This is a genomic window from Virgibacillus alimentarius (assembly GCF_017874635.1).
Taxonomy (GTDB): Bacteria; Bacillota; Bacilli; order Bacillales; family Amphibacillaceae; genus Virgibacillus_B; species Virgibacillus_B alimentarius.
This window is the reverse complement of record NZ_JAGIKX010000004.1, coordinates 56,303-77,282: the sequence shown is the minus strand read 5'-3', so window position 1 is coordinate 77,282 and position 20,980 is coordinate 56,303. Positions and strand designations below refer to the sequence as shown.

22 protein-coding genes and 1 pseudogene are annotated in these 20,980 nt (G+C 38.0%); 16 read left to right on the top strand and 7 right to left on the bottom strand.

The annotated features are described in order from the left end of the window. The first annotated feature begins 68 nt into the window (after window positions 1-68). Window positions 69-1,499, top strand: coding sequence for a sodium/glutamate symporter (locus tag J2Z81_RS04630; protein ID WP_029268385.1), 1,431 nt, complete (start codon window positions 69-71; stop codon window positions 1,497-1,499). Window positions 1,500-1,540: 41 nt separating this feature from the next. After that, complete coding sequence (locus J2Z81_RS04625) at window positions 1,541-1,762, top strand: copper homeostasis protein CutC (RefSeq protein ID WP_029268384.1); 222 nt, start codon at window positions 1,541-1,543, stop codon at window positions 1,760-1,762. A gap of 252 nt (window positions 1,763-2,014) precedes the next feature. On the opposite strand, the gene J2Z81_RS04620 is transcribed toward J2Z81_RS04625, so the two are convergent. Together J2Z81_RS04620 and J2Z81_RS16165 are read right to left on the bottom strand one after the other, a co-directional pair. Then, a complete protein-coding gene (locus tag J2Z81_RS04620; RefSeq protein WP_029268383.1) occupies window positions 2,015-3,481 on the bottom strand; it encodes an Msr family ABC-F type ribosomal protection protein in 1,467 nt (488 codons plus the stop codon). Window positions 3,482-3,795: 314 nt separating this feature from the next. After that, window positions 3,796-3,840, bottom strand: a complete 45-nt coding sequence (locus tag J2Z81_RS16165) for an erythromycin resistance leader peptide (RefSeq protein WP_142301762.1) — start codon at window positions 3,838-3,840, stop codon at window positions 3,796-3,798. 153 nt (window positions 3,841-3,993) lie between these two features. Here J2Z81_RS16165 and J2Z81_RS04610 point away from each other — a divergent pair, with 153 nt between their 5' ends. The 5 genes and pseudogenes from J2Z81_RS04610 (at window position 3,994) to J2Z81_RS04595 (ending at window position 7,309) form a co-directional block, all read left to right on the top strand. After that, window positions 3,994-4,182 (top strand): hypothetical protein, encoded by a 189-nt coding sequence (locus tag J2Z81_RS04610; protein WP_226370816.1) that lies wholly within the window; start codon window positions 3,994-3,996, stop codon window positions 4,180-4,182. Window positions 4,183-4,197: 15 nt separating this feature from the next. Then, the gene (locus tag J2Z81_RS04605; protein WP_226370841.1) at window positions 4,198-4,449 is read left to right on the top strand and encodes a spore coat protein; all 252 of its coding nucleotides are present in this window, start codon (window positions 4,198-4,200) and stop codon (window positions 4,447-4,449) included. 150 nt (window positions 4,450-4,599) lie between these two features. Next, window positions 4,600-4,716 carry an RAxF-45 family protein gene (locus J2Z81_RS16055; RefSeq protein ID WP_319023819.1) on the top strand — a complete coding sequence of 39 codons (117 nt, stop codon included), beginning with the start codon at window positions 4,600-4,602 and terminating at the stop codon, window positions 4,714-4,716. Between the two features lie 158 nt (window positions 4,717-4,874). Next, a pseudogene (locus tag J2Z81_RS04600) lies at window positions 4,875-5,623 on the top strand (ATP-binding cassette domain-containing protein); the annotation flags it as partial. Window positions 5,624-5,761: 138 nt separating this feature from the next. After that, window positions 5,762-7,309, top strand: coding sequence for a multicopper oxidase family protein (locus tag J2Z81_RS04595; protein WP_029268380.1), 1,548 nt, complete (start codon window positions 5,762-5,764; stop codon window positions 7,307-7,309). 61 nt (window positions 7,310-7,370) lie between these two features. On the opposite strand, the gene J2Z81_RS04590 is transcribed toward J2Z81_RS04595, so the two are convergent. Then, window positions 7,371-7,790 carry a universal stress protein gene (locus tag J2Z81_RS04590; RefSeq protein WP_226370815.1) on the bottom strand — a complete coding sequence of 140 codons (420 nt, stop codon included), beginning with the start codon at window positions 7,788-7,790 and terminating at the stop codon, window positions 7,371-7,373. A gap of 32 nt (window positions 7,791-7,822) precedes the next feature. After that, entirely contained in the window at window positions 7,823-9,262 is a 1,440-nt protein-coding gene (locus tag J2Z81_RS04585; RefSeq protein WP_084179111.1) for a SulP family inorganic anion transporter, read from the bottom strand. Between the two features lie 175 nt (window positions 9,263-9,437). Between J2Z81_RS04585 and J2Z81_RS04580 the strand changes: the two genes are divergently transcribed. The 4 genes from J2Z81_RS04580 (at window position 9,438) to J2Z81_RS04565 (ending at window position 12,517) form a co-directional block, all read left to right on the top strand. Then, window positions 9,438-9,980, top strand: a complete 543-nt coding sequence (locus J2Z81_RS04580; RefSeq protein ID WP_029268377.1) for a recombinase family protein — start codon at window positions 9,438-9,440, stop codon at window positions 9,978-9,980. Window positions 9,981-10,269: 289 nt separating this feature from the next. Continuing rightward, the gene (locus J2Z81_RS04575; protein ID WP_029268376.1) at window positions 10,270-10,869 is read left to right on the top strand and encodes a class I SAM-dependent methyltransferase; all 600 of its coding nucleotides are present in this window, start codon (window positions 10,270-10,272) and stop codon (window positions 10,867-10,869) included. 153 nt (window positions 10,870-11,022) lie between these two features. After that, complete coding sequence (locus J2Z81_RS04570; RefSeq protein WP_226370814.1) at window positions 11,023-11,793, top strand: hypothetical protein; 771 nt, start codon at window positions 11,023-11,025, stop codon at window positions 11,791-11,793. A gap of 13 nt (window positions 11,794-11,806) precedes the next feature. Continuing rightward, the gene (locus J2Z81_RS04565; protein WP_029268374.1) at window positions 11,807-12,517 is read left to right on the top strand and encodes an SDR family oxidoreductase; all 711 of its coding nucleotides are present in this window, start codon (window positions 11,807-11,809) and stop codon (window positions 12,515-12,517) included. A 33-nt stretch (window positions 12,518-12,550) separates the two neighbouring features. On the opposite strand, the gene J2Z81_RS04560 is transcribed toward J2Z81_RS04565, so the two are convergent. Beyond that, window positions 12,551-13,207: a DNA-3-methyladenine glycosylase family protein gene (locus tag J2Z81_RS04560; RefSeq protein WP_226370813.1), complete on the bottom strand. Its 657-nt coding sequence runs from the start codon at window positions 13,205-13,207 to the stop codon at window positions 12,551-12,553. Between the two features lie 260 nt (window positions 13,208-13,467). On the opposite strand from J2Z81_RS04560, the gene J2Z81_RS04555 reads away from it, so the two are divergent. The 3 genes from J2Z81_RS04555 (at window position 13,468) to J2Z81_RS04545 (ending at window position 16,177) form a co-directional block, all read left to right on the top strand. Next, window positions 13,468-14,676, top strand: coding sequence for an NAD(P)/FAD-dependent oxidoreductase (locus J2Z81_RS04555; protein WP_226370840.1), 1,209 nt, complete (start codon window positions 13,468-13,470; stop codon window positions 14,674-14,676). A gap of 302 nt (window positions 14,677-14,978) precedes the next feature. Beyond that, entirely contained in the window at window positions 14,979-15,239 is a 261-nt protein-coding gene (locus tag J2Z81_RS04550) for a hypothetical protein (protein WP_226374337.1), read from the top strand. Window positions 15,240-15,319: 80 nt separating this feature from the next. Further along, window positions 15,320-16,177, top strand: a complete 858-nt coding sequence (locus tag J2Z81_RS04545) for a VanW family protein (protein WP_038221065.1) — start codon at window positions 15,320-15,322, stop codon at window positions 16,175-16,177. 3 nt (window positions 16,178-16,180) lie between these two features. On the opposite strand, the gene J2Z81_RS04540 is transcribed toward J2Z81_RS04545, so the two are convergent. Continuing rightward, window positions 16,181-16,540 carry a thiol-disulfide oxidoreductase DCC family protein gene (locus J2Z81_RS04540; protein WP_226370812.1) on the bottom strand — a complete coding sequence of 120 codons (360 nt, stop codon included), beginning with the start codon at window positions 16,538-16,540 and terminating at the stop codon, window positions 16,181-16,183. A 282-nt stretch (window positions 16,541-16,822) separates the two neighbouring features. Beyond that, window positions 16,823-18,778, bottom strand: a complete 1,956-nt coding sequence (locus tag J2Z81_RS04535) for an aconitate hydratase (RefSeq protein WP_029268368.1) — start codon at window positions 18,776-18,778, stop codon at window positions 16,823-16,825. A 508-nt stretch (window positions 18,779-19,286) separates the two neighbouring features. Between J2Z81_RS04535 and J2Z81_RS04530 the strand changes: the two genes are divergently transcribed. Both J2Z81_RS04530 and J2Z81_RS04525 read left to right on the top strand, forming a co-directional pair. After that, on the top strand, window positions 19,287-19,424 hold the full coding sequence (locus J2Z81_RS04530; RefSeq protein ID WP_198020919.1) for a hypothetical protein: 138 nt from the start codon (window positions 19,287-19,289) through the stop codon (window positions 19,422-19,424). A gap of 117 nt (window positions 19,425-19,541) precedes the next feature. Then, window positions 19,542-20,960 (top strand): hypothetical protein, encoded by a 1,419-nt coding sequence (locus J2Z81_RS04525; RefSeq protein ID WP_226370811.1) that lies wholly within the window; start codon window positions 19,542-19,544, stop codon window positions 20,958-20,960. Window positions 20,961-20,980 lie beyond the last annotated feature (20 nt).

Here is a 20,980-nt window from a genome sequence, read left to right as displayed (position 1 = left end):
GTTATTTAAGGGTCGAAAATTATGTAAAAAAAGATAGAAAATTGATTTAATTTAAGGGAGTTTTTGATATGTCACCTGACCAAATAGGCTTTGCCTTACTTTATCTAGGAGTCTTTTTACTACTTGGTAAATGGCTTCGGGTAAGAGTAAAATGGCTGCAAAATCTATTTTTACCATCGTCTGTCATTGGTGGTTTTTTAGCATTGCTTTTAGGACCACAGGTGCTTGGTAAAATACTCGGATCGTTTGTTAGCGAAGATTCTTTTTGGACAAACGGCATCGTCAGTGAAAATGTGATAGAAACATGGAGCACATTGCCTGGTTTAATGATCAATGTTGTATTTGCGACATTATTTCTTGGATCAACCATTCCCCATGTATCAAAAGTATGGAATTTAGCCGGTCCTCAGATAGCCTTTGGCTGGACAATGGGGTGGGGGCAATACGTGGTAGGTGTTGCTATTGCACTCTTGATCTTATCACCAGTTTTTGGATTACCTCCAATGACAGGTGCGCTGATTGAAATAGCATTTGAAGGAGGACATGGAACTGCAGCTGGAATGGCAGGAACGTTTGAAAAAATGGGTTTCGCTGAAGGTTACGATCTGGCTGTTGGTTTAGCTACTGTTGGTCTTCTTTCTGGTGTCATTGTTGGAATCGTTTTAATCAACTGGGCTATCCGAAGAAATAAGACAAAAGTTGTCGATAATGTGGAAGGGTTTTCAGAACTTAAAAAGCAGGGAATTATCGAATTTGAAAATAGAGAACCCGCAGCTAAGATGACGGTTCGTCCGGAATCTATTGAACCATTATCTTTGCATTTTGCTTTAGTAGGTTTGGCTATACTAGTCGGTTACTTCATTTTACAATTATTAATTTTGATTGAAGATGTTACCTGGGGAGCTTTCACCGATTCAGCGTTTATGACATACATTCCGCTCTTTCCACTTGCGATGATTGGCGGTATCATTATTCAGCTTATCTTTAAAAAAATAGACAAAACGGAAATTATGGACCGAAAAATGGTAAATCGTATTCAAGGGTTTGCGCTTGATGTTCTAATCGTATCAGCAATGGGAACGATTTCACTTGATATCATAGGAGAATATATTGTCCCTTTCTTATTGCTTGCAGCGGCAGGTATTGCATGGAATGTATTTGGTATACTTATTCTAGCACCGCGCATCATTCCTTCTTACTGGTTTGAGCGTGCAATAGGAGATTTCGGACAATCCATGGGAGTTACGGCAACAGGGTTATTATTAATGCGTGTTGTTGACCCAGATAATAAATCCCCAGCACTTGAAAGTTTTGGATACAAGCAGCTTGTCTATGAGCCTTTATTAGGCGGTGGAATTGTTACAGCACTATCTGTGCCGTTGATCTTTAAATTTGGAGCACTTCCATTTTTCATTTTTTCCGTCGCTATGTGTTTGCTTGGCTTATTAGCGGGACTCTTGTACTTTGGAAAAAAAGGCAGAACAGGAAAAAGAGGATAGTTTCTTAACGAACAAAAGTCCGTATTTATCGTGTTTTAAACATGGTAAATCCGGACTTTTTGTATGGAGGAGGAGCAGGAAAGGAGCAACTCGCAAAACTTGTCGGATTATCCAGAAAGCTGGACGGTCCGATCATCATGCCCGGTTCAGGTTTGACATCTAATAATATTCAGGATATACACGAGGCGACTGGGGCTTGTGCGTATCATTTTGAGAAGTCAGTAAGGCTTGATCGTTCATTTGTAAATGGGTTTTCACAATGATAAGGGACGTTATTCGTATATTTAAATAGAAAAAATCCTGTTGTTACCTGTTTACTGCAAAAACTAGAATGTCGCATATCGCATATTAACCAAAAGAAACGAAACCCTCGATAATTTCTCTTCGAATCATCGAGGGTTTCGTTTCTTTAAACATTGGATTTAAGCTCAGGTGGACGCAAGAAACACCTAACGCATTTTTAGGCACCGGTTCTCCTTCTTTTAAACCCAAATTCAGCTCCCTCTAATGTTTATTCATTCTCTTTTTAAAAAAAGTTTTTGATTTTCGATTTTATAAACCTGCTCAGCTGTACGTTCAATAAATGTGCGATCATGGGATACGAGAAGTACCGTGCCTTGATAAGCCTTGAGGAATTTTTCCAATGCTTTCATACAATGCAGATCAAGAAAGTTTGTCGGTTCATCTAATACAAGTACATTGTATTTTCCCATAAAAAGCTGACATAAGATAAGGCGAATAGCTTCTCCACCGCTTAAATCACGTACATCTTTCTTAATATCATTGCCAGTAAAATTCATCGCATGAAGAGCTGCACGTATGCTGCCTTCATTACAATCAGTTCGTTCTTTCATATACGAAAGCACAGTTTCTGCTTGTTCGAAATGATAATCCATCTGTTTATATTTACCAAAAATAACTTTAGGTGAAAGCATAATGCCCTCTCCATTGTTGACAATGTGTTGCAGCAGTGTTGTTTTGCCGGAACCATTATTTCCTGTAATTGCAATGGTTTTGCCTAAAGCAAATTGAAAACTGATTTCTTTAAAAAGCGTTTTCCCACCAGCATCTAGTGTCAGTCGGTCTGCCATAATAGGAAACTTATTATGCATTTGGAGTGCTTTAGGTTGAGGAAAATAAAGATCTTTCTCTTCTTTTGGAGCTTCGACCTCCTCAAGCTGATTCACCCGTTGTTCAAGCGCTTTAGCTGCTCGTTGTATGGACTTTTGGCTGGTATCTTTTGATTTCGTCATAAACATTTTATTAGCTTTTGCTTTTGTTTCTTTTTTCGACATTTTATTATTTGCTTTTGTTACTTTTTCAGCCTTTTTCATTTTCTCATCTGCAGCTTTTAACAAGCGATGTTTATCTTTTACATATTTATCATATTGTTCCTGTTGCTGATTTTTTTCTAATGCTTTCTGTTCTTCATAATCAGAATAATTGCCTGGATACACTGTTATTTTCCCTTCATCAATTTCCCATATTTTTGTTACGAGTTGATCTAGCACATAACGATCATGACTTACGAGAACGAGTGCTCCGTAATAATATTTTAATTCTTCAATAAGAAAATCGATACCGGAGGCGTCTAGATGTGTTGTCGGTTCATCAATTAATAATCCTTCATGATAAGTGGAAAACAGCTGCGCTAATTTCATCTTTGTCTGCTCTCCGCCGCTTAGCTGGCTTATTTCTGTTTTAGGAATCGATAACTTTCCGAGTAATTCATAATCGACTTCACTCTCTACAGGTTTCGTTGTTTGTTCAAAGTATCCAAAATCGACAAGTCGGTTAACTTTTCCTTTACTTGGAATGACTTGGCCATTGATCACCTTCAATAAGGTACTTTTACCTTCTCCGTTTTTTCCAACTAATCCAATTCGATCAAACTGATGAATAGCTAAGTGGGGGATGTCAACTATCATTTGATCTAAAAACGTTACTTCGATATTTGAGAGTTCTACACTTAATAATTCCATCATTTATTCCCTCCTGTTTGGTCAAACAAAAAATCACAGGTTTCTGCCTGTGATCAGTGTAAACGGAAGGAAAACCTATCCTGATGAAAAATGTTTAAAATGGAATGGATATACCAAAGAAACCTGCATCCTAAAAAAATGGTAAATCCCATCTTTTGAAGGAAAAATATCCATACAGATACAAAAAAGAAAGGCAGACGAGTCCACCTTTCTACATATGACATGATGATATATGCTACATGAAGATTATTAAAAAAGGACAGACTACTCCCGTTTACCCTGCATCCACAAGCAGAGCCTTTGAACGTATTTCATTACTGGTTCAAAGTTGGGAAGCGAAGTCTCATCGCGTGTGTCATTTTTTAATAATCCTCCTTCGATCTAAGTTTGGATATTTATTTTACAATTACATGCTGAAAAAGTCAATTTGAAAAAATGATGTTGTTCCTAGAATACCTCTTGTTTGACTGGGAACACTAATACTTGAAATTCTTTGGAAAGGAGCTTTTTGTATGGCTGAATCATTAACACAGACTGAACTGGAAAATTTGCGCCAAATCATTGGTGAACATGGGATGATCGCAAATAAATTAGAAACGTATGCACAATCAGCAATGTGCCCGGAACTAAAATCAATGTTGCAGCAGGATGCCCAATCTGCCAGGCAGGCTCAGCAACAACTATTAACTTATTTACAGTAAGGAGGAAAATGTATGATTACAGATAAAGATATTACGAACGATTATCTAAATGGATTAAATGCTAGTATGAAAGGTTATGCAGGCTACATCAGTGATGCAAATAATCAAGCACTTAGACAAACCTTAGTTAATTTAAGAAACGGGGATGAAGCGCGTCAGAAAAAAGTGTATGATTATGCATTGCAAAAGGGACATTATCAGCCACCCCAAGTTGCATCCCAACAAGAAATTCAACAAGTGAAATCTGAGTTAACATCTGACCAATAATAACAGGAAGAGTACTATAGCACGCTGAAGGTAGAGGCTATATGTACTCTTTTTGTTTAGCTTTTTTAGATTTTAGCTTATAAATCCTTGAAAAATAATTCCAGAAAGAATAAAATAAAAGGTACTAATTATGAACGGAGGTGGATAAGGATGTTCGATCAAGCTGTTTTTGTGCATGGATGTTGGACCGAGTTCCTATATTTTGTCCGTGCAAAATTTGCTATTTTTGTTGCTGACGGGATACGTATGTCCTCATTTAGCAATTAAATAGCAAATCTAAAACAGCGAAAAACATCTCTTACGCCACTTATATACAAGGTTGAAAGGGGGCTTTTCATGCTCTCTTTTTTTCATGCCTATTAGTCACGGGAGAAGTGTATTTTCCCGTGGCTTTTTTTAATTTTGCCGATCGAGGAGGTATATACATGATTACGTGTAGTGTGAATCAAGTGAAAAAGATGTATGGAGGCAACGCCATTTTTAAAAATATATCATTTGAAATGAAAGAGGGTGCTCGAGTAGGTTTAGTCGGCCGTAATGGAAGCGGGAAAACGACATTATTGCGGTTGTTAAATGGTGATATAACACCTGACGCTGGTCAAATCCACTGGAAAAAGGGGACAGAGGTTGGTTATCTCGCGCAAATTCCTAGCTTTCCACATTCTTTTACCACAAAAGATGTGTTAAAGACAGCTTTTACAGGGCTCTTACAATTGGAAGAGAAGATGAGAAATCTTGAGGAGACCATGAGTAAAGAAACAGAAGAAAAAACTTGCAAAAGTTAGTAGAAACATACGGCGTTCTTCAGGACCGTTTTACAGTAAGTGGCGGTTATGAAATCGATGCAATGATAGAAAAAATCACAACCGGTCTCCATATCAATGCTCTTTTGGACCAGTCATTTTCTGCTTTGAGTGGAGGGGAAAAAACAAAGGTTGGTTTAGCTCTGATTTTGCTGAAAAATCCTGATTTTTTATTGCTGGACGAACCGACCAATCAATTGGATTTGATAGCAGTCGAATGGCTGGAGGATTTTTTGCAGAGCTATAAAGGAACAATTATTGTCATTTCCCATGACCGGTACTTTTTGGATGAGGTTGTGAATAAGGTGCTGGATCTGGAAGATGGGGAAATACAGGGATATCTCACCAATTTTTCAGGTTTTGGTCAAGATATTTCAAGACCTTAATTGTTACGTATTCCAAAACATTCGGGCGAGTTTTATCTTATCTGAATCCTTTTTACTGAAACGAACCTTTTCGCTGGGATAAACATCTACTGTAGTAAAACTAAACTATAGGAGATGAAAACCTTGAGTCCAAAACTCAGAAAATTTGTAGATCAGCTCCCAATGATAGAAGCAGCTAAACCGTTTCAAAAGAATAAAAATGGGAGTTATTATGAAATGCGTATGAGGGAGTTCCGGGCAAAATTGCACAAAGATCTACGTCCGACCCGATTATGGGGATATAATAGCCAGTTTCCCGGACCTTTGATTGATGTGGAGCAAGGGGAAGCAATCCAAGTAAAATGGGCAAATGATCTACCGCCAAGACACATTCTCCCCGTAGATCGATCCATACATGATGTAGGAAGGCAACCGGAAGTACGAACCGTTACCCATTTACATGGCGGCGAAACGAAGTCCTCCAGTGATGGGTATCCTGAGGCATGGTATACCAATGGTTTTAAAGAAGTAGGACCGTTTTTTGAAAGAGAAGTTTATGAATACTCCAATAAGCAGCGGCCAATGACATTATGGTACCATGATCATGCGATGGGGTTAACAAGATTAAATGTATATGCAGGGCTCGCAGGCATGTATATTATTCGCGGGAAAGAAGAAAAGGCGTTACATTTGCCTGAAGGAAAATACGAGATTCCTTTAATGATTGTCGATCGATCATTTAATGGCGATGGGTCTCTTTCTTATCCAAGGCAGCCGGAGCAAGATCCGAATATGCCTGAATTACCTGATCCATCTATTCAGCCTTTTTTTAATGGAGATACAAATCTAGTGAATGGGAAGGTATGGCCGTATCTAGAGGTGGAACCAAGAAAATATCGTTTTCGCATCTTAAATGCTGCCAATTCAAGAGCCTATCAACTCTATCTTGATTCAGGAGAGTCTTTCTATCAAATTGGATCAGATGGCGGTCTGATGCAAAAAACAGAAAAAATGGGGACGTTAGCCATTGATCCGGCGGAACGCGTTGACGTGATCATTGATTTTTCCAAATTCGAAGGAGAAACCATTCATTTGAAAAATGACCTTGGCGAAAATGCAGATCCAGAGGATGAAACACATGATGTGATGCAGTTTCGGGTTACCCTGCCGCTATCAAGTGAGGACAAAAGTAGGATTCCTAGAAATCTATCTCCAATCCCATCTTTAAAAAATAATAACATTACGACAATCCGAAACTTAAAGCTTACAAGCACAACGGATCAATACGGGAGACCAATACTTCTGCTTGATAATAAAAGATGGGTGGATCCAGTATCCGAAAAACCGATGCTCGGATCGACAGAAATTTGGTCCTTTATGAATATTACTGATTTTCCCCATCCGATGCACATTCATTTAATTCAGTTTCAAGTATTAGATCGCCGTCCATTTGATTTAGATTGGTATAATGAAACCGGTCAAATCAAATTCACTGCACCAGCGGCTGCACCAGAACCTAATGAACGTGGATGGAAAGATACTGTGACTGCACCATCTGGTGAGTTTACCCGTGTTATTGTAAAATTTGCTCCGCATACCGGCCGTTATGTATGGCATTGCCATATTCTAGAGCATGAAGAATATGACATGATGCGTCCGTTTGATGTCATTGATCCTGATGAAGAAAAGTAAACAAATGATGCTCTTTGCATATTGCAAGGAGCATCATTTGTTTGTGTTTCATCTATTCTATTTACTTCACGATCATTACAGGGCAATTTACCCTTTTTGCGACTTTATGGCTTACACTTCCTAAAACCATTTCTTGTAAGGTATTTAGCCCCCTGCTTCCGATGATAACGATATCGAACGTTCCTTTATTAGCGTAATCAACAATCGTTGGACCAGGTACCCCGTGTAATATTTTGACTTCATATGACAAGTCTTTCGCCTGTAACTTTTTTTCCACAGGGGAAATTCTGTTCCTGCGGGAGATTTCTAATTCTTCTTTTCCTTGAGAATGAAGAACCTCATCCTTCGCTTTAGAAAATTCAGCTACCAGTACGACTTCAATGACACAATTTGTAGATAGGGAAGCGATTTTGATTGCTTCTTGGGCTGCTCGAAGCGAATGTTCAGACCCGTCCACTGCTAAGAGTATTCTTTGATACAATTCCAACACTCCTTACATAAATTAGTAATGAATTATATGTGATGCATAGCAAGCTTATCAATCATCTTTTTACTTGAGGCATTTAATCCTTGTATGGTTACTGTATTATTTCTTTCGCGGAATTTTAATATCACTTTGTCCACGGCTCCAACCGCTGATTCATCCCAAACATGCGCATTAGAAAAATCAATGATAATGTTTTCGTCTTTCCTATCAAGATCAAATGCGTTTACGAAACTTTCCACAGACGCAAAAAATAATTGTCCTTTCACTTGAAATAGGATATTGTCCCCTTTTAACTGTTTCGTCACTTGTATCTTTGAAATTTTAGCAACAAAAAAGATTGCACTTAAGATGACCCCTGCAATAACACCCTTGGATAAATCATTTGTCATGACGACAATGATTACGGTTGCTAGCATCACGGTTGCATCACTTTTTGGTGCTTTTACGATATAGGAGAATGATGACCAGTCAAACGTGCCAATGGATACCATAATCATAATCCCTGCAAGCACGGGCATCGGAATTTGTACAACTAAATTACCTAATACGATAATTAAAAACATTAAGAATAATCCTGCAACAAGTGTCGAAAGTCTGCCACGGCCACCTGATTTTACATTAATGACAGATTGGCCTATCATTGCACACCCCGCCATTCCACCGAAAAAGCCTGTGATCGTGTTGGCGATTCCTTGTCCTCTTGCTTCTTTGTTCTTATTACTCTCTGTTCCTGTCATATCATCTACAATGGATGAAGTCAGTAAAGATTCGAGTAAACCAACAATAGCTAATGATAGAGAATACGGGAAGATAATTGCAAGTGTTTCTAAAGTAAATGGGACATCAGGTATTAAAAATACAGGGAGTGAACTTGAAATTGATCCTAAATCGCCAACGGTTCGCAAATCTATGTTAGTATAAAGTGCAACACTCGTTAATAGAATAATAGCTATTAAAGGTGCAGGGATTGATTTAATAAATCTCGGTACAACATAGACAATCACAAGTGTAACAGCGACAAACACATACGTCATATTGGATATTCCAAGAAAATGTGGTACTTGAGCCATAAATATTAAAATAGCTAAAGCATTAACAAAGCCAATCATCACCGCATTTGGGATAAACTTCATGAATTTAGCAATTTTAAAAACACCAAAAAGAATTTGAATGACCCCTGTTAATATCGTTGCCGCCAATAAATAATTGAGGCCATACTCTTTCACCAGAGGAACCATTAATAAAGCCATTGCACCAGTTGCTGCTGAAATCATGCCCGGCCTTCCACCCGTAAAGGAAATAATGACAGCAATACAAAAGGATGCATATAATCCGACCATTGGATCAACGCCAGCAATAATGGAGAAAGCAATTGCTTCTGGTATTAAAGCCAATGCGACGACAATTCCGGCCAGAATATCTCCTCTAATATTGGAAAACCAATCTCTTTTTATTTTTTCAATCAATCTAATCCTACTCCTCTTTATTTATATTCAGACTTTTAAAGTGGCATAAAAGTCGGTGCTGAAAGGGAATAGCAACAGTTTAACATTACTTTTCCCAAAATGGAACCATTATGGGAAAAATAATGTTAAACTCTATGTTATTATTAAAGTGATCAATTCAGTGAGGAGAATATCGATGCGAATAGGATATATGAGACCTGATCAAGATGACCCAGACTGTGAAGTACAGGTGAAAAAATTAACAGAACAAAACTGCGCTCAAATTATCTCTGAAGCGCATGCTTCAGCTAAAAAAAGAATCCAACTTGAGAATATGATGAAACATCTTCAGCAAGGGGATGAAATTGTTGTCCATAAATTATATACACTAGCAGATTCAACACGCCATTTGATGGAGTTATTAGATATAATGGAAGTTAAAGAAGTATATTTTCAATCATTAAAGGAAGGAATAGATACGAGCAATAAAAATGGTTACTCTTTTCGTTATGTTGTAACGTGTCTTGCAGGATTCCAAAGTGATGTGATCAGTGAAAAAACAAAAAAGGGATTGAATAAAGCAAAACAGAAAGGTATTTCAACAGGACGACCAAGAAAGCCTGATGAAAATGTCCAGCGTGCTATCGTTATGTATGAGAGTAAAAAATACAGCTTGGCCGATATTAAAAATAAGACAGGCATTAGTAAATCAACATTATATCGTTATTTGGAAAATTAAGCAATTTCGAATGAAAAAATTATGTTTTGATTAATAGGAGAACCGAATTTAAACCTTGGGGTTGGGGCAAAACCCTAGTAAATGTAAAAAAGTCAGATATTTCATCTTTCGATGGAGTTCCTGACTTTTTGGTAACTTCGTTGCCTTTCACTACAGATGGCTGCTTTCCGCGGGCACGAGCCAGGATGCTTTCATTATTTGAAAAATTAGTATAAGCGTATTCTTACATTTATTTGATGAGCCTGTGATACATTGTAAGAGAATGTATGATAGTAAAAGGAGAATCAATATGTCAAAAGAACATTGGGATAATAGCTTTTCAGATAAAGATTTTGTTTATGGGGAGACGGAAAACGAATTTATAAACCATAAAAGCAATATCATTCGCCAGCATTCCAAAATTGGCTGCTTTGCGGAAGGTGAGGGAAGAAATGCAGTTTACTTAGCAACGCTAGGTCATGACGTAACAGCCTATGATCAATCTGCTGTCGGTTTAGAGAAAACGAATAAATTAGCAAGTCAGCATAATGTCAACGTAAAAACCGCAGAGATCGATTTAACAAAAGAAAAAGTAGAGTCAAATCAATTTGATGCTGCCATTATGGTTTTTGGTCATGTTCCAAAAGCTGATCAGCAATTTTTAATGGAAAGCATGATAGATTCAGTAAAACCTGGCGGCCATGTTATCTTTGAAGTATATTCAAAAGATCAGCTCGCCTATCAAACAGGTGGCCCTAAGTCGATTGATATGCTATACGATCCAACAGACATTCTAAATTGGATTAACGACTATAAATGTATTCATTTTTATTACGGTGAAGCGGAGCGCCATGAAGGAAAAAGACATATAGGCCTTGGACATGTTATTCAAGTCGTAATCAAAAAATAAATTTAACTCAAAAAGAAGAGATTACTACCCTAAATTTAGTCATCTCTTTTTTTGGTTTTATTTCTTAGAAAATTTGAAATTTAAGTCGAGTTTTATATACAATGGGTATAAAGATTTAGGAAAAAAGTTCCTTTTTTAAGGAGAGATTATCACATGGCCAATAAGAAGCTACTCATCATTAATCTGGTCCTGTTTATTGCTTTTATTATTGTTGTAAGTACTGGACTCAGAAACATAGAAACGCCAAAAACCCAATTAGCAGATAAAAGACAAGAGGAAAAACCAACCTTTTTTTCTTTCCTGATCCAAGACTATTATGACTTAAAGAATGAAATGTCTGTTGGTGGAAAGCTGGAGGAAATAGACATAAACTCCCAGTCCCAAGTAGCAAAGAAGGATACAGAGGTATTAGAAGATACATTAGAAAATGAAGAAACGGAAGAAATTCAAGAGGAGCCAACTTTAGAAGAGGAAAATGTTGTTGTAAAGGAAAAAGAAGTTGAAAATGTACAAGAAGTAGATGCAGTACAAGAACCAGCAGCAACCGATCCAAATTCTTCATCTGTATCGAACGATTCTGGCCATACAACTTCCAGTTATGACGAACCAGGGAACCAAGCAACTAACTCACATTCTTCAAGTTCTCCTTCAACCCCATCACCAACAAAGTCAGGCCCGGGTACAGAACCCAATTCTTCGGCTGATTCGAATAATAAAATAGAATCTGATAATGTAGAAAATGATGAGGGGATGGGGGAAGAGGATAAAAACCAGAATAATGAAGAAGAAACAAAAAATGACACAAATGAAGAAGAATCTAATAAAGAATCAGATGAAGAAAACAAAGAAGCTAGTTCTGGTAACGAACAGACCAACCATAACCCTAATAATGAAAAACAAGAACAAGAGGATGAGCAATCATAAGGAGGATTTTCTAATGGGACAGTTAACAGGAAAGAATGCGATTATAACAGGAGCAAGCAGCGGGATAGGTGCTACTATTGCTAAGCATCTCGCACATGAAGGGGCAAATGTCGTACTGGCAGCGAGAAGAAAAGAAAAACTGGGGACAATAGCAGAAGAGATTAATACAGCAGGGGAAGGACAAGCATTGGCTGTTCCTACGAATGTAGCAAATCGAAGCGAAGTAGAGGCAATGGTGAAAAAAGCTGCTGAAACCTTTGGTGATATCGATATTTATGTTAATAATGCAGGGTTAATGCTAGATGCGAGAGTTCGGGAAGGGAAAGTAGAAGAGTGGGAACAAATGATTGATGTGAACATCAAAGGCGCACTTTATGGTATAAATGCTGTAACTCCAACAATGATCGAGCGCTCAACCGGCCATATTATTAACATTGCCTCTGTCTCTGGACAGGAAGTAACAAAGATCAGCTCTGTTTACAGTGCAACCAAGTTTGCGGTGCGTGCGCTATCCATGGGAATGGAAAAAGAATTGGCACGCACTGGGGTTAGGGTTACCAATATATCTCCAGGAATGGTAGACACAGATCTTGCTCGGTCACGCGGGCGCAGCAATAGTGATCGTAGGCCACTTGATACAGACGATATTGCCCGGGCAATTGTTTACGCCGTTACACAGCCCGACTATGTAAATGTGAATGAAATAACCGTAAGACCGGTATAAACCATAAAAAGGAGGTCTGTCTCCAACGGTGAGTCAGGCCTCTATATCATCAATCGATGCATAATTTTTGACAAAGTCAAGATGAATTGCTTCCCATAAATAAAAGGAGGCGATGGAATAATGAGGCTTCCATAGCTTGGCTTTTTCCTTTAAAATATTGCGTCGCTCGGATTTTTCAGTCTCGTATAGCCATCTAGCAGCTCGTTGAATACCGATATCGTCGATTGCCAGAATATCCATTCTGCCTAAAGATAGAATGAGGAACATTTCAGCCGTCCATTTTCCAATCCCTTTGATACTTGTCAATTGCTTTATAATTGTTTGATTATCAAATGATGCTAATGCTTGTAAGTCTATCTCTGCATGGTAAACCTTATTTGCTAGATCTTTGATATATTCTATTTTCCTGAAGGTTAATCCAGCCTCGCGCAATTTTGCTTCGGATAATTGATAGATGGACGAGACCGTGATTTCATGATCTAACATCGCATCAAGCCGGCCATAAATCGCGCTTGCAGCTGCTACAGAAATTTGCTGTCCAATAATGGAGCGTACTAATGATTTAAAATAATCACTTCGCAATGTGATCTCTATGCTCCCCACAGCATTTACTAATTTGCGCATGATGGGGTCATTCGCACATAATGTTTTCACTGCTTCGTCTTCTTTATGAATGATTCGTTTATCCATAATCCACCTCATATAAATGCTAACTAAATCATATAATAGATTTCACAGATTTATCAAGATATGTTATAAATAAATATGACAAATAGAAATAGGTTTATTAGCCTAAATAGAAAAAATTTGGTATTATTGATATGTTATTTAAAGGTATTTATCGTATGATACTATTTTTTGCAATGGGCTTAATTTGTGTGTAGAAAACGATTTTCTCAACACATCATTTTATTTATTATTTAGAACAAGGAAGGTGGATGTTCATGACTATGAATAAACCAAAAATTGTTGTCCTTGGAGCAGGTTATGCAGGATTGATGACAACAAAAAAATTAACACAAAATTTACTGCCAGAAGAAGCGGAAATTGTACTTGTAAATAAACACAATTACCACTATGAAACGACATGGCTTCATGAAGTGGCAGCCGGAACGATTAACCCAAACCAAGCACGTTATATGCTCAGTGATGTTGTTAATCCTAATCGCGTTCGCCTGATTTATGATACGGTTGTTGAAGTGAAAAAGGACGACCAAACCGTTGTACTTGAAAACAGTGATATTACATATGATTACCTAGTTATTGCCCTAGGATTTGAAACAAATACATTTGGAATTAAAGGTATGGCAGAAAACGCTTTCTCTATTGTAGATATTGATTCAAGCCGCCTTATTCGTGATCATATCGAATATCAATTTGCTAAATATAACAACGAAGAAGAAAAAGACGAAGATAGTCTTACGATTCTTGTTGGAGGAGCAGGTTTTACTGGTATTGAATTTGTTGGTGAACTTGCTGAAAAGGTTCCAGAGCTTTGCAAAAAATACGACATTGACCGCAGTAAAGTAAGAATCATCAATGTGGAAGCTATGCCATCTATCTTACCGATGTTTGATAAAGATCTTGTAGAATATGCGAAAAAATCACTCGAAGATCGCGGTGTAGAATTCCGCTTGGGAGCAAAAATCCAAGAATGTAAAGAAGATTGCTTTGTAGTTGGGGAAGACAATGAAGAGATTAAAGCAGGTACAATTGTATGGACCGGTGGTGTAACAGGAAGCTCAGTTCTTAGCAAATCCGGATTTGAAATTACAAAAGGTAAAGTAACTGTAAATGGTGACCTGCGTGCACCTGGAGAAGAAAACATTTTTGTACTAGGCGACTGTGCATGGGTAATGAATGAGAAGGAAGGCCGTCCATTCCCTCCGACAGCACAAGCAGCAATGCAACATGCATCAGTTTGTGCAAATAATATTAAAGCATTAATGCACAATCAGCCATTTGAAAACTTTGTATTTGATGATAAAGGAACAGTCGCTTCCCTTGGTGTAACAGATGGAATCGGAACCGTTTTCTCTGGAACAAAACTAAGAGGAAAGCCAGCTGCAACAATGAAAAAAGTAGTTGATAACCGTTCTTTACTTTTAATGGGCGGTACAAGAACGCTACTTAAAAAAGGAAAATATCGTCCTTTCTAATTTTCCATTAAAATATGTTAAATCAATGAAGCTCCAAATAGAAGGGGGAAATTTTGAATGAAGAATGGGATTTTATATAGTCTTTTAATTGCGATTGCAGCGGTTGTAGGTTATGCAGTTGCAGGTCGCTGCATGGAAGAAACAAGAGATTTTCGTTAATGATGCGTTCATAAAAGCCGTTTTGCCAGGAATAATATAGGGCAAGGCGGCTTTTTTTATAGTGAAATGTTCTAAGTCACAGACATTATATAATAAATATATTATAATAGAAATTGGATATAATAGGAATAGGAGGGGTTCTCATGATGAGTCTTGGACTAATTATCGTTATTATCCTTTTATTTATGATTGCTACAGTATGGACACTTTATATTTTTAAACAAGAAGAGAATAAATTAAAGAAATATGAAAAAGAAGGGGATACGATCGAAAATGAAATGAAGCGGTCCCTTGATTATGAAAAAAGCTCATTAAAATCGAACGTGCCTCTGCAAATATGGATTTACTCCATTACGATTGTGCTGTCACTCGCTGCTTTTGGAATTTATCTTTACTTTTATTAAAAATCCGGGAGAATTCCTGGTTTTTTTATTTTACATGATTTTCGCATTATACCGAATACTATCATTAGGAGGTATCGTGTATGAAAATTCTTTTGATGTCTTTCTTTTTAGTAATGACCCCCCTGGTATCTGCTGCAGCTGAATCCGATCCTCTATTGGTAAAAAAGGATGGTGAGGTTGTTCAAACCATTGATCCTGGGGAATATGCTTTTTCGTTTATCATCAACGAAAGTAAGCTAGAAGTCTTGCTTGATCAATTAAATGATCAAGTATATCAAAAGCCTGTGGATGCATCGTTGGATGATGAGGGTAATATTGTTTCTGGTAAACCCGGAACAGCGCTGGATAAACGAGCCTTTGAGCTCGCCTTTCGCAAATTCGTTTATCAGGGAAAACCTTCGGAAATGGAACTGCCGATGAGGCGTGTTTATCCACGGGTTGATAGTGAATTATTATCCGAAATCCGGGAAAAAGAAATTGGCGATTATGTGACGCATTTTAAAAAAGATAATAAAGAACGCGTAACGAATATTAAACTTGCTACCGATGCTATCAATAATCAAGTCGTTTTTCCCGGGGAAACCTTTTCATTTAATAAAACAGTCGGTGAGCGAACAGAAGAAAAAGGCTATAAACGTGCTCCGGTTATTGAAGAAGGGGAGCTTACGGAGGATATAGGCGGAGGAATTTGTCAGCTTTCTTCCACACTTTATAATGCAGTCGACGTTAAAGGAATTGAAATTGTCGAGCGGTATTCACATAGCAGGAGTGTTCCGTATGTACCACCTGGACGCGATGCGACAGTTAGTTGGTGGGGGCCTGATTTTTCATTTAAAAATAAGCTTTCCCAGCCAATTTTAATCCGTGCCAAAGCAGACGATGGTGAAATGCGAATTAAAATATATTCTTCTGTCCATACCGGGGAACCAGAAAATTAATGCTTATTGTTTTGTTCGGTCTGAGAGGCTGCAGTTTGTTTCACATTGATTTACAGGGATGATCTTTCTGCTCGCAGCGACTTTTTTATAAATAAATTCACCGAGGCCAAGCCACTTAAAAATATACATGAGAGGCAAAAAAATCCACATAATAGGCAACACCTTTGCAATTTGGATAAATGCATCATATCCTTGAAAGATTATGTGTTTGTAATAAACATGAAGACTTTCTTTCATTGCTTTTGGATAGTCCTCTATCTTACGAAACGAAGTAAATGTCAGCTTATTTCGTATGTCCATTTTATTTAATAACTTCGACGTATTTGTACACATCATGCAATTTCCATCATAATAAACAATCACGACATCTCCTCCTTTATTTCTATTGTACAACCTCCGATAGTTATTGTATGGGATTTTAATTTTATCAGATGGTGTCCTTTTTGTTTACTATTATTAACTAACGAAAGGCAATTTCTGAATCGATAAAATGCAAATCGATACATGTAAAAAGGTTGGCCCTCTATGAAGCTAACGAAGTTACCGAGAATTATCTCATTCATAAAAGAAGTCAGTTAGTCCATCGAAAGATGAACTAACTGACTTTTTTACATGTGCTAGGGTTTTGTCCCATTCCTTTTTATTTTATTTGGATGCTTTATTCTTTTCCGCAATCCAGTTGATTAACCCGCCTTGCAGAATAATTTCTTTTTGTCTATCGGATAAACTATACGCTAGTTCAATTTCTTTATTTTGGTTAGCTAGTGTGGCAGTTAATTTATTTTCTTTCATAAATGTATCTTTTAGATTGGTTAACTTGATGACTTCACCTGCATCTAGCTCATCATAATCTTTTTCATTTACAAATGTAAGTGGCAATATACCAAAGTTAACAAGATTTTGCCAATGGATTCGGGCATAATCTTTGACAAGTACCGCTCGTAGACCTAAATATCGTGGTGCTAACGCTGCGTGTTCCCTGCTTGATCCTTGTCCGTAATTGTACCCACCAACAATTGCGTGACCACCTTTTTCTTTCGTGTCCATGGCGCGTTTTACATAGGTTGGATCGACAGCTTCATAGGTGAATTTACTAATTTCCGGCAAATTACTCCGGTATGGGAGAACCCTTGCTCCACCTGCTAGGATTTCGTCCGTTGAGATATTATCTCCTACCTTTAATAAAACCGGAATTTCCAACTCATCCGGCAGCTTATCCATTGCTGGTATGGAAACGATATTAGGACCTTTTACTAGATCAACCTTTTTTGCTTCTTCGTGAGACAGCGGTTGATCCAGAAGGTCATCTTTCGCATTTACTTTTGTTGGTTCTTTCACTTTTGGATATGGCATATTTAAATCCCGCGGATCTGTAATTTTTCCAGTTAATGCAGATGCGGCTGCAGTTTCGGGACTGGATAGATAAACACTATCTTCCTTCGTACCTGAGCGTCCCGGGAAATTCCTTGGAGTGGTTCGCAGACTATTTCTTCCTGAAGCAGGTGCCTGCCCCATCCCAATACAGCCATTACAACCAGCTTGATGCAATCTTGCTCCGGATTGAAGAAGGCTCGCTATATGAAAGTTTTCGACCAAGCTAGTGAGCATTTGTCTGGAAGTCGGATTAATATCAAAAGACATGCCTGATGCGATCGTTTTATCTTTTACGGTTTCTGCAGCGATAGCAAAATCGCGGTATCCTGGATTTGCAGATGATCCAATATAGGATTGGTAAATAGGTGTACCAGCTATTTCTCTAACAGGCACTACATTTCCAGGACTTGATGGTTTTGCAATAAGCGGTTCTAATTCAGATAAATTAATTTCATCATTTTTGTCATAGGTAGCATCTTTATCCGCTACTAATTCAATCCAATCATCAACACGATTTTGCTGCTTCAAGAAGCGTTTCACTTCTTGATCAGAAGGAAAAACAGTGGCAGTTGCGCCCAGTTCAGCGCCCATATTAGCGATGACATGGCGGTCCATTGCTGATAAGTTATCAAGACCAGGACCGTAATATTCAATAATTTTACCGACACCGCCTTTTACATCGTATCTCCTGAGCAATTCAAAAATAACGTCTTTCGCACTTACCCAATCCGGCAGTTCGCCAGTTAGTTTTACCCCAAAAATTTCCGGCATTTTAATATAAATGGGTTCGCCTGTAATAGCCATCGCAACGTCAATTCCACCAGCACCCATTGCAAGCATCCCCATACATCCGTTTGCACATGTATGACTGTCTGAACCAAGCAATGTCTTACCGGGCTTAGCCAGTCGCTGCATATGTACAGGATGACTAACGCCGTTTCCCGGTCTGCTATAATAAAGCCCAAATTTCTTTGCCGCACTTTCTAGAAATAAGTGGTCATCCGGGTTTTTGCTATCCACTTGAATAAGGTTGTGGTCGACATATTGTGCAGAGGCCTCTGTTTTCGCGTAGTCTAGTCCCATCGCTTCAAGCTCTAACATTACCATTGTTCCAGTTGCATCTTGTGTTAAAGTCTGATCAACCTTTAGACCTATTTCTTCCCCTTTTTCCATCTTTCCTGATACAAGATGATCCTTTATTAACTTCTTTGCAACATTCAAAGCCATTCTATTTTTCCTCCTTTAATATTGATTTTTTTTACCCTCCAACAGAACGCAAAAGAGTTCAACGAAAATAAGACAATACTAGACGCTAGTATTGCCCTGATATACACTTTTTATTTACTTGGTTCTTGTTTATGCATTTTGATTTCAATATTCATACTTACCTCCTTGTCAATAAGAATGCCACCCGTCTCCAAAGTAGTATTCCATGTTCATCCCGATCCTTCTGCCTGGTATCAATACTTATGACATTTACCATAAACATTATATCCGCATCATACGAATTAAATGTGCCCTTTGCTTCATATGTTTCACAACAAATTCAATCGAACTATGCCAGTCAACGATCATTTCGTTTTTGTCATCAGAAAAACCCTCCAAATAAATAGCTATGTTGATCCATTCCCATTTATGCCTTTTATTAATCACTAATGAAAATAAAAGCATATCTCTTTTTCTTAAAAACTATTCCTTCTATAATAAAGAAAATTGTAAAAACGGAGTGTATAACATGCGAGAATTGATCGGAACATGCCAGCATTGCGGAAAAAATGTGTACTGTGAAAACGGATTTTTTGATGGGGATCAAAAAGATGGTGCACTTTTATGTAACTATTGCGCAGAAGAACAAGAAAAGAGCTTGAACTAATAATCGTTGTTTTCACGTTGTATGTTCGTTATTATTTATTACCCTATTTCCATCACCTCTTTCTTTGATTGCGCATAGGCTAATCACACAAGTCAAGAATGAAAGGAAGAAGGTAATGTGGTATTAACAACGTCCCATTTGTTATATGGTTTATTTACACTTTTGATTATCTTTACCATGATTTTCAGGAAAGGCGTTGTACTTCCATCGCTGCTAGGAACATTTGTGATTGCCTGGGTATATAAAGGCAGTGTAATCGAAGGTTTTACAGCCATTTTTAACGCCAATTTAGTTGCAGCTACAGAGCTTTTTAATATATTTTTGATCATTACATTTATGTTAGCATTACTTCATTCTTTGCGGGATCTTGGTGCAGATCGACGCATGATAAGACCGATCCAAAAAGTGATGATTAATGGTCACATCTCCTATTTCGTTCTGGTTATTGTGACGTACGTTATTTCTTTATTTTTTTGGCCAACACCTGCTGTTCCGCTTATTTGTGCTTTATTAGTACCCGCAGCTGTCAGGTCAGGTTTGCCAATTATGCTGGCAGCAATGGCTGTTGCAATAGCAGGCCAGGGAATGGCGCTTTCTTCCGATTTTATTGTTCAAGTAGCGCCTAGTTTATCGGCTAAATCCGCTGGGATTGATACGAGTTTAGTAGCCGATAAAGCATTGATATTGTCTTTAATTGCCGGGGCGACAGCGATCGCTTTAGCTTATTTATTTTACCGTAAAACAATCCGCTCTAAACATGACCCTTTAAATGAATCCGATCTTGTTGCTTTAGACACGACAAGTACAAATGATAAAAAAGCTTATACGAAACATTTAACGGCTTGGAGTAAAGTATTTTCTATTTTGGTACCATTATCATTATTCCTTGTTGTTGTATACATGATTTATACAAAATTTGAAGGTGGAAGATCGGGTGGCCTTGAAGGAGGCGATGGTGCAGCATTTATCGGCGGTGTTGCTGTAATACTCTTATTATTATCCACCGTGGCATTTGGAAAGCAGCATGCCCTTGATTATATAACAAACCATATAACAGACGGATTTGTCTTTGCATTTAAAGCAATGGGTCCGGTTATTCCGATAGCTGGGTTTTTCTTTTTAGGAAGTGCGGATTTCTCAGATCAAATTTTGACAATGGAGGAGCCACCAGCATTCTTATTTGATCTGGTTCAAGCAATTCAAGGATATTTGCCTCAAAGTGCATTGCTGGCAGCGCTTAGCATTCTAATCATAGGAATTATTACTGGGCTGGATGGATCAGGATTTTCCGGTTTACCGCTAACTGGTGCACTCGCAGCTTCTTTAGAAAATGGGGCAATAGATACGGAAACACTCGCAGCGATCGGCCAGCTAGGTTCTATTTGGACTGGTGGAGGCACCATTGTTGCCTGGTCATCTCTCATAGCTATTGCAGGCTTTTGCGGTATTTCCGTGATGGACCTTGTGCGCAAAAATTTTATACCAGTACTCACCGGATTATTTGTAACAACCGTTGTAGCAGTTTACCTGTTTTAAGGTCTCAAGGAGGGGGAGGT

Bases quoted from the DNA above. Each gene is read 5' to 3' on its own strand.
- J2Z81_RS04550 (WP_226374337.1), top strand. From the start codon at position 14,979: ATGATGAGTCTTGGACTAATTATCGTTATTATCCTTTTATTTATGATT.
- J2Z81_RS16055 (WP_319023819.1), top strand. From the start codon at position 4,600: ATGTTCGATCAAGCTGTTTTTGTGCATGGATGTTGGACCGAGTTCCTA.
- J2Z81_RS04580 (WP_029268377.1), top strand. From the start codon at position 9,438: ATGCGAATAGGATATATGAGACCTGATCAAGATGACCCAGACTGTGAA.
- J2Z81_RS04545 (WP_038221065.1), top strand. From the start codon at position 15,320: ATGAAAATTCTTTTGATGTCTTTCTTTTTAGTAATGACCCCCCTGGTA.
- J2Z81_RS04560 (WP_226370813.1), bottom strand. From the start codon at position 13,207: ATGGATAAACGAATCATTCATAAAGAAGACGAAGCAGTGAAAACATTA.
- J2Z81_RS04535 (WP_029268368.1), bottom strand. From the start codon at position 18,778: ATGGCTTTGAATGTTGCAAAGAAGTTAATAAAGGATCATCTTGTATCA.
- J2Z81_RS04555 (WP_226370840.1), top strand. From the start codon at position 13,468: ATGAATAAACCAAAAATTGTTGTCCTTGGAGCAGGTTATGCAGGATTG.
- J2Z81_RS04570 (WP_226370814.1), top strand. From the start codon at position 11,023: ATGGCCAATAAGAAGCTACTCATCATTAATCTGGTCCTGTTTATTGCT.
- J2Z81_RS04575 (WP_029268376.1), top strand. From the start codon at position 10,270: ATGTCAAAAGAACATTGGGATAATAGCTTTTCAGATAAAGATTTTGTT.
- J2Z81_RS04565 (WP_029268374.1), top strand. From the start codon at position 11,807: ATGGGACAGTTAACAGGAAAGAATGCGATTATAACAGGAGCAAGCAGC.
- J2Z81_RS04610 (WP_226370816.1), top strand. From the start codon at position 3,994: ATGGCTGAATCATTAACACAGACTGAACTGGAAAATTTGCGCCAAATC.
- J2Z81_RS04630 (WP_029268385.1), top strand. From the start codon at position 69: ATGTCACCTGACCAAATAGGCTTTGCCTTACTTTATCTAGGAGTCTTT.
- J2Z81_RS04620 (WP_029268383.1), bottom strand. From the start codon at position 3,481: ATGGAATTATTAAGTGTAGAACTCTCAAATATCGAAGTAACGTTTTTA.
- J2Z81_RS04625 (WP_029268384.1), top strand. From the start codon at position 1,541: ATGGTAAATCCGGACTTTTTGTATGGAGGAGGAGCAGGAAAGGAGCAA.
- J2Z81_RS04530 (WP_198020919.1), top strand. From the start codon at position 19,287: ATGCGAGAATTGATCGGAACATGCCAGCATTGCGGAAAAAATGTGTAC.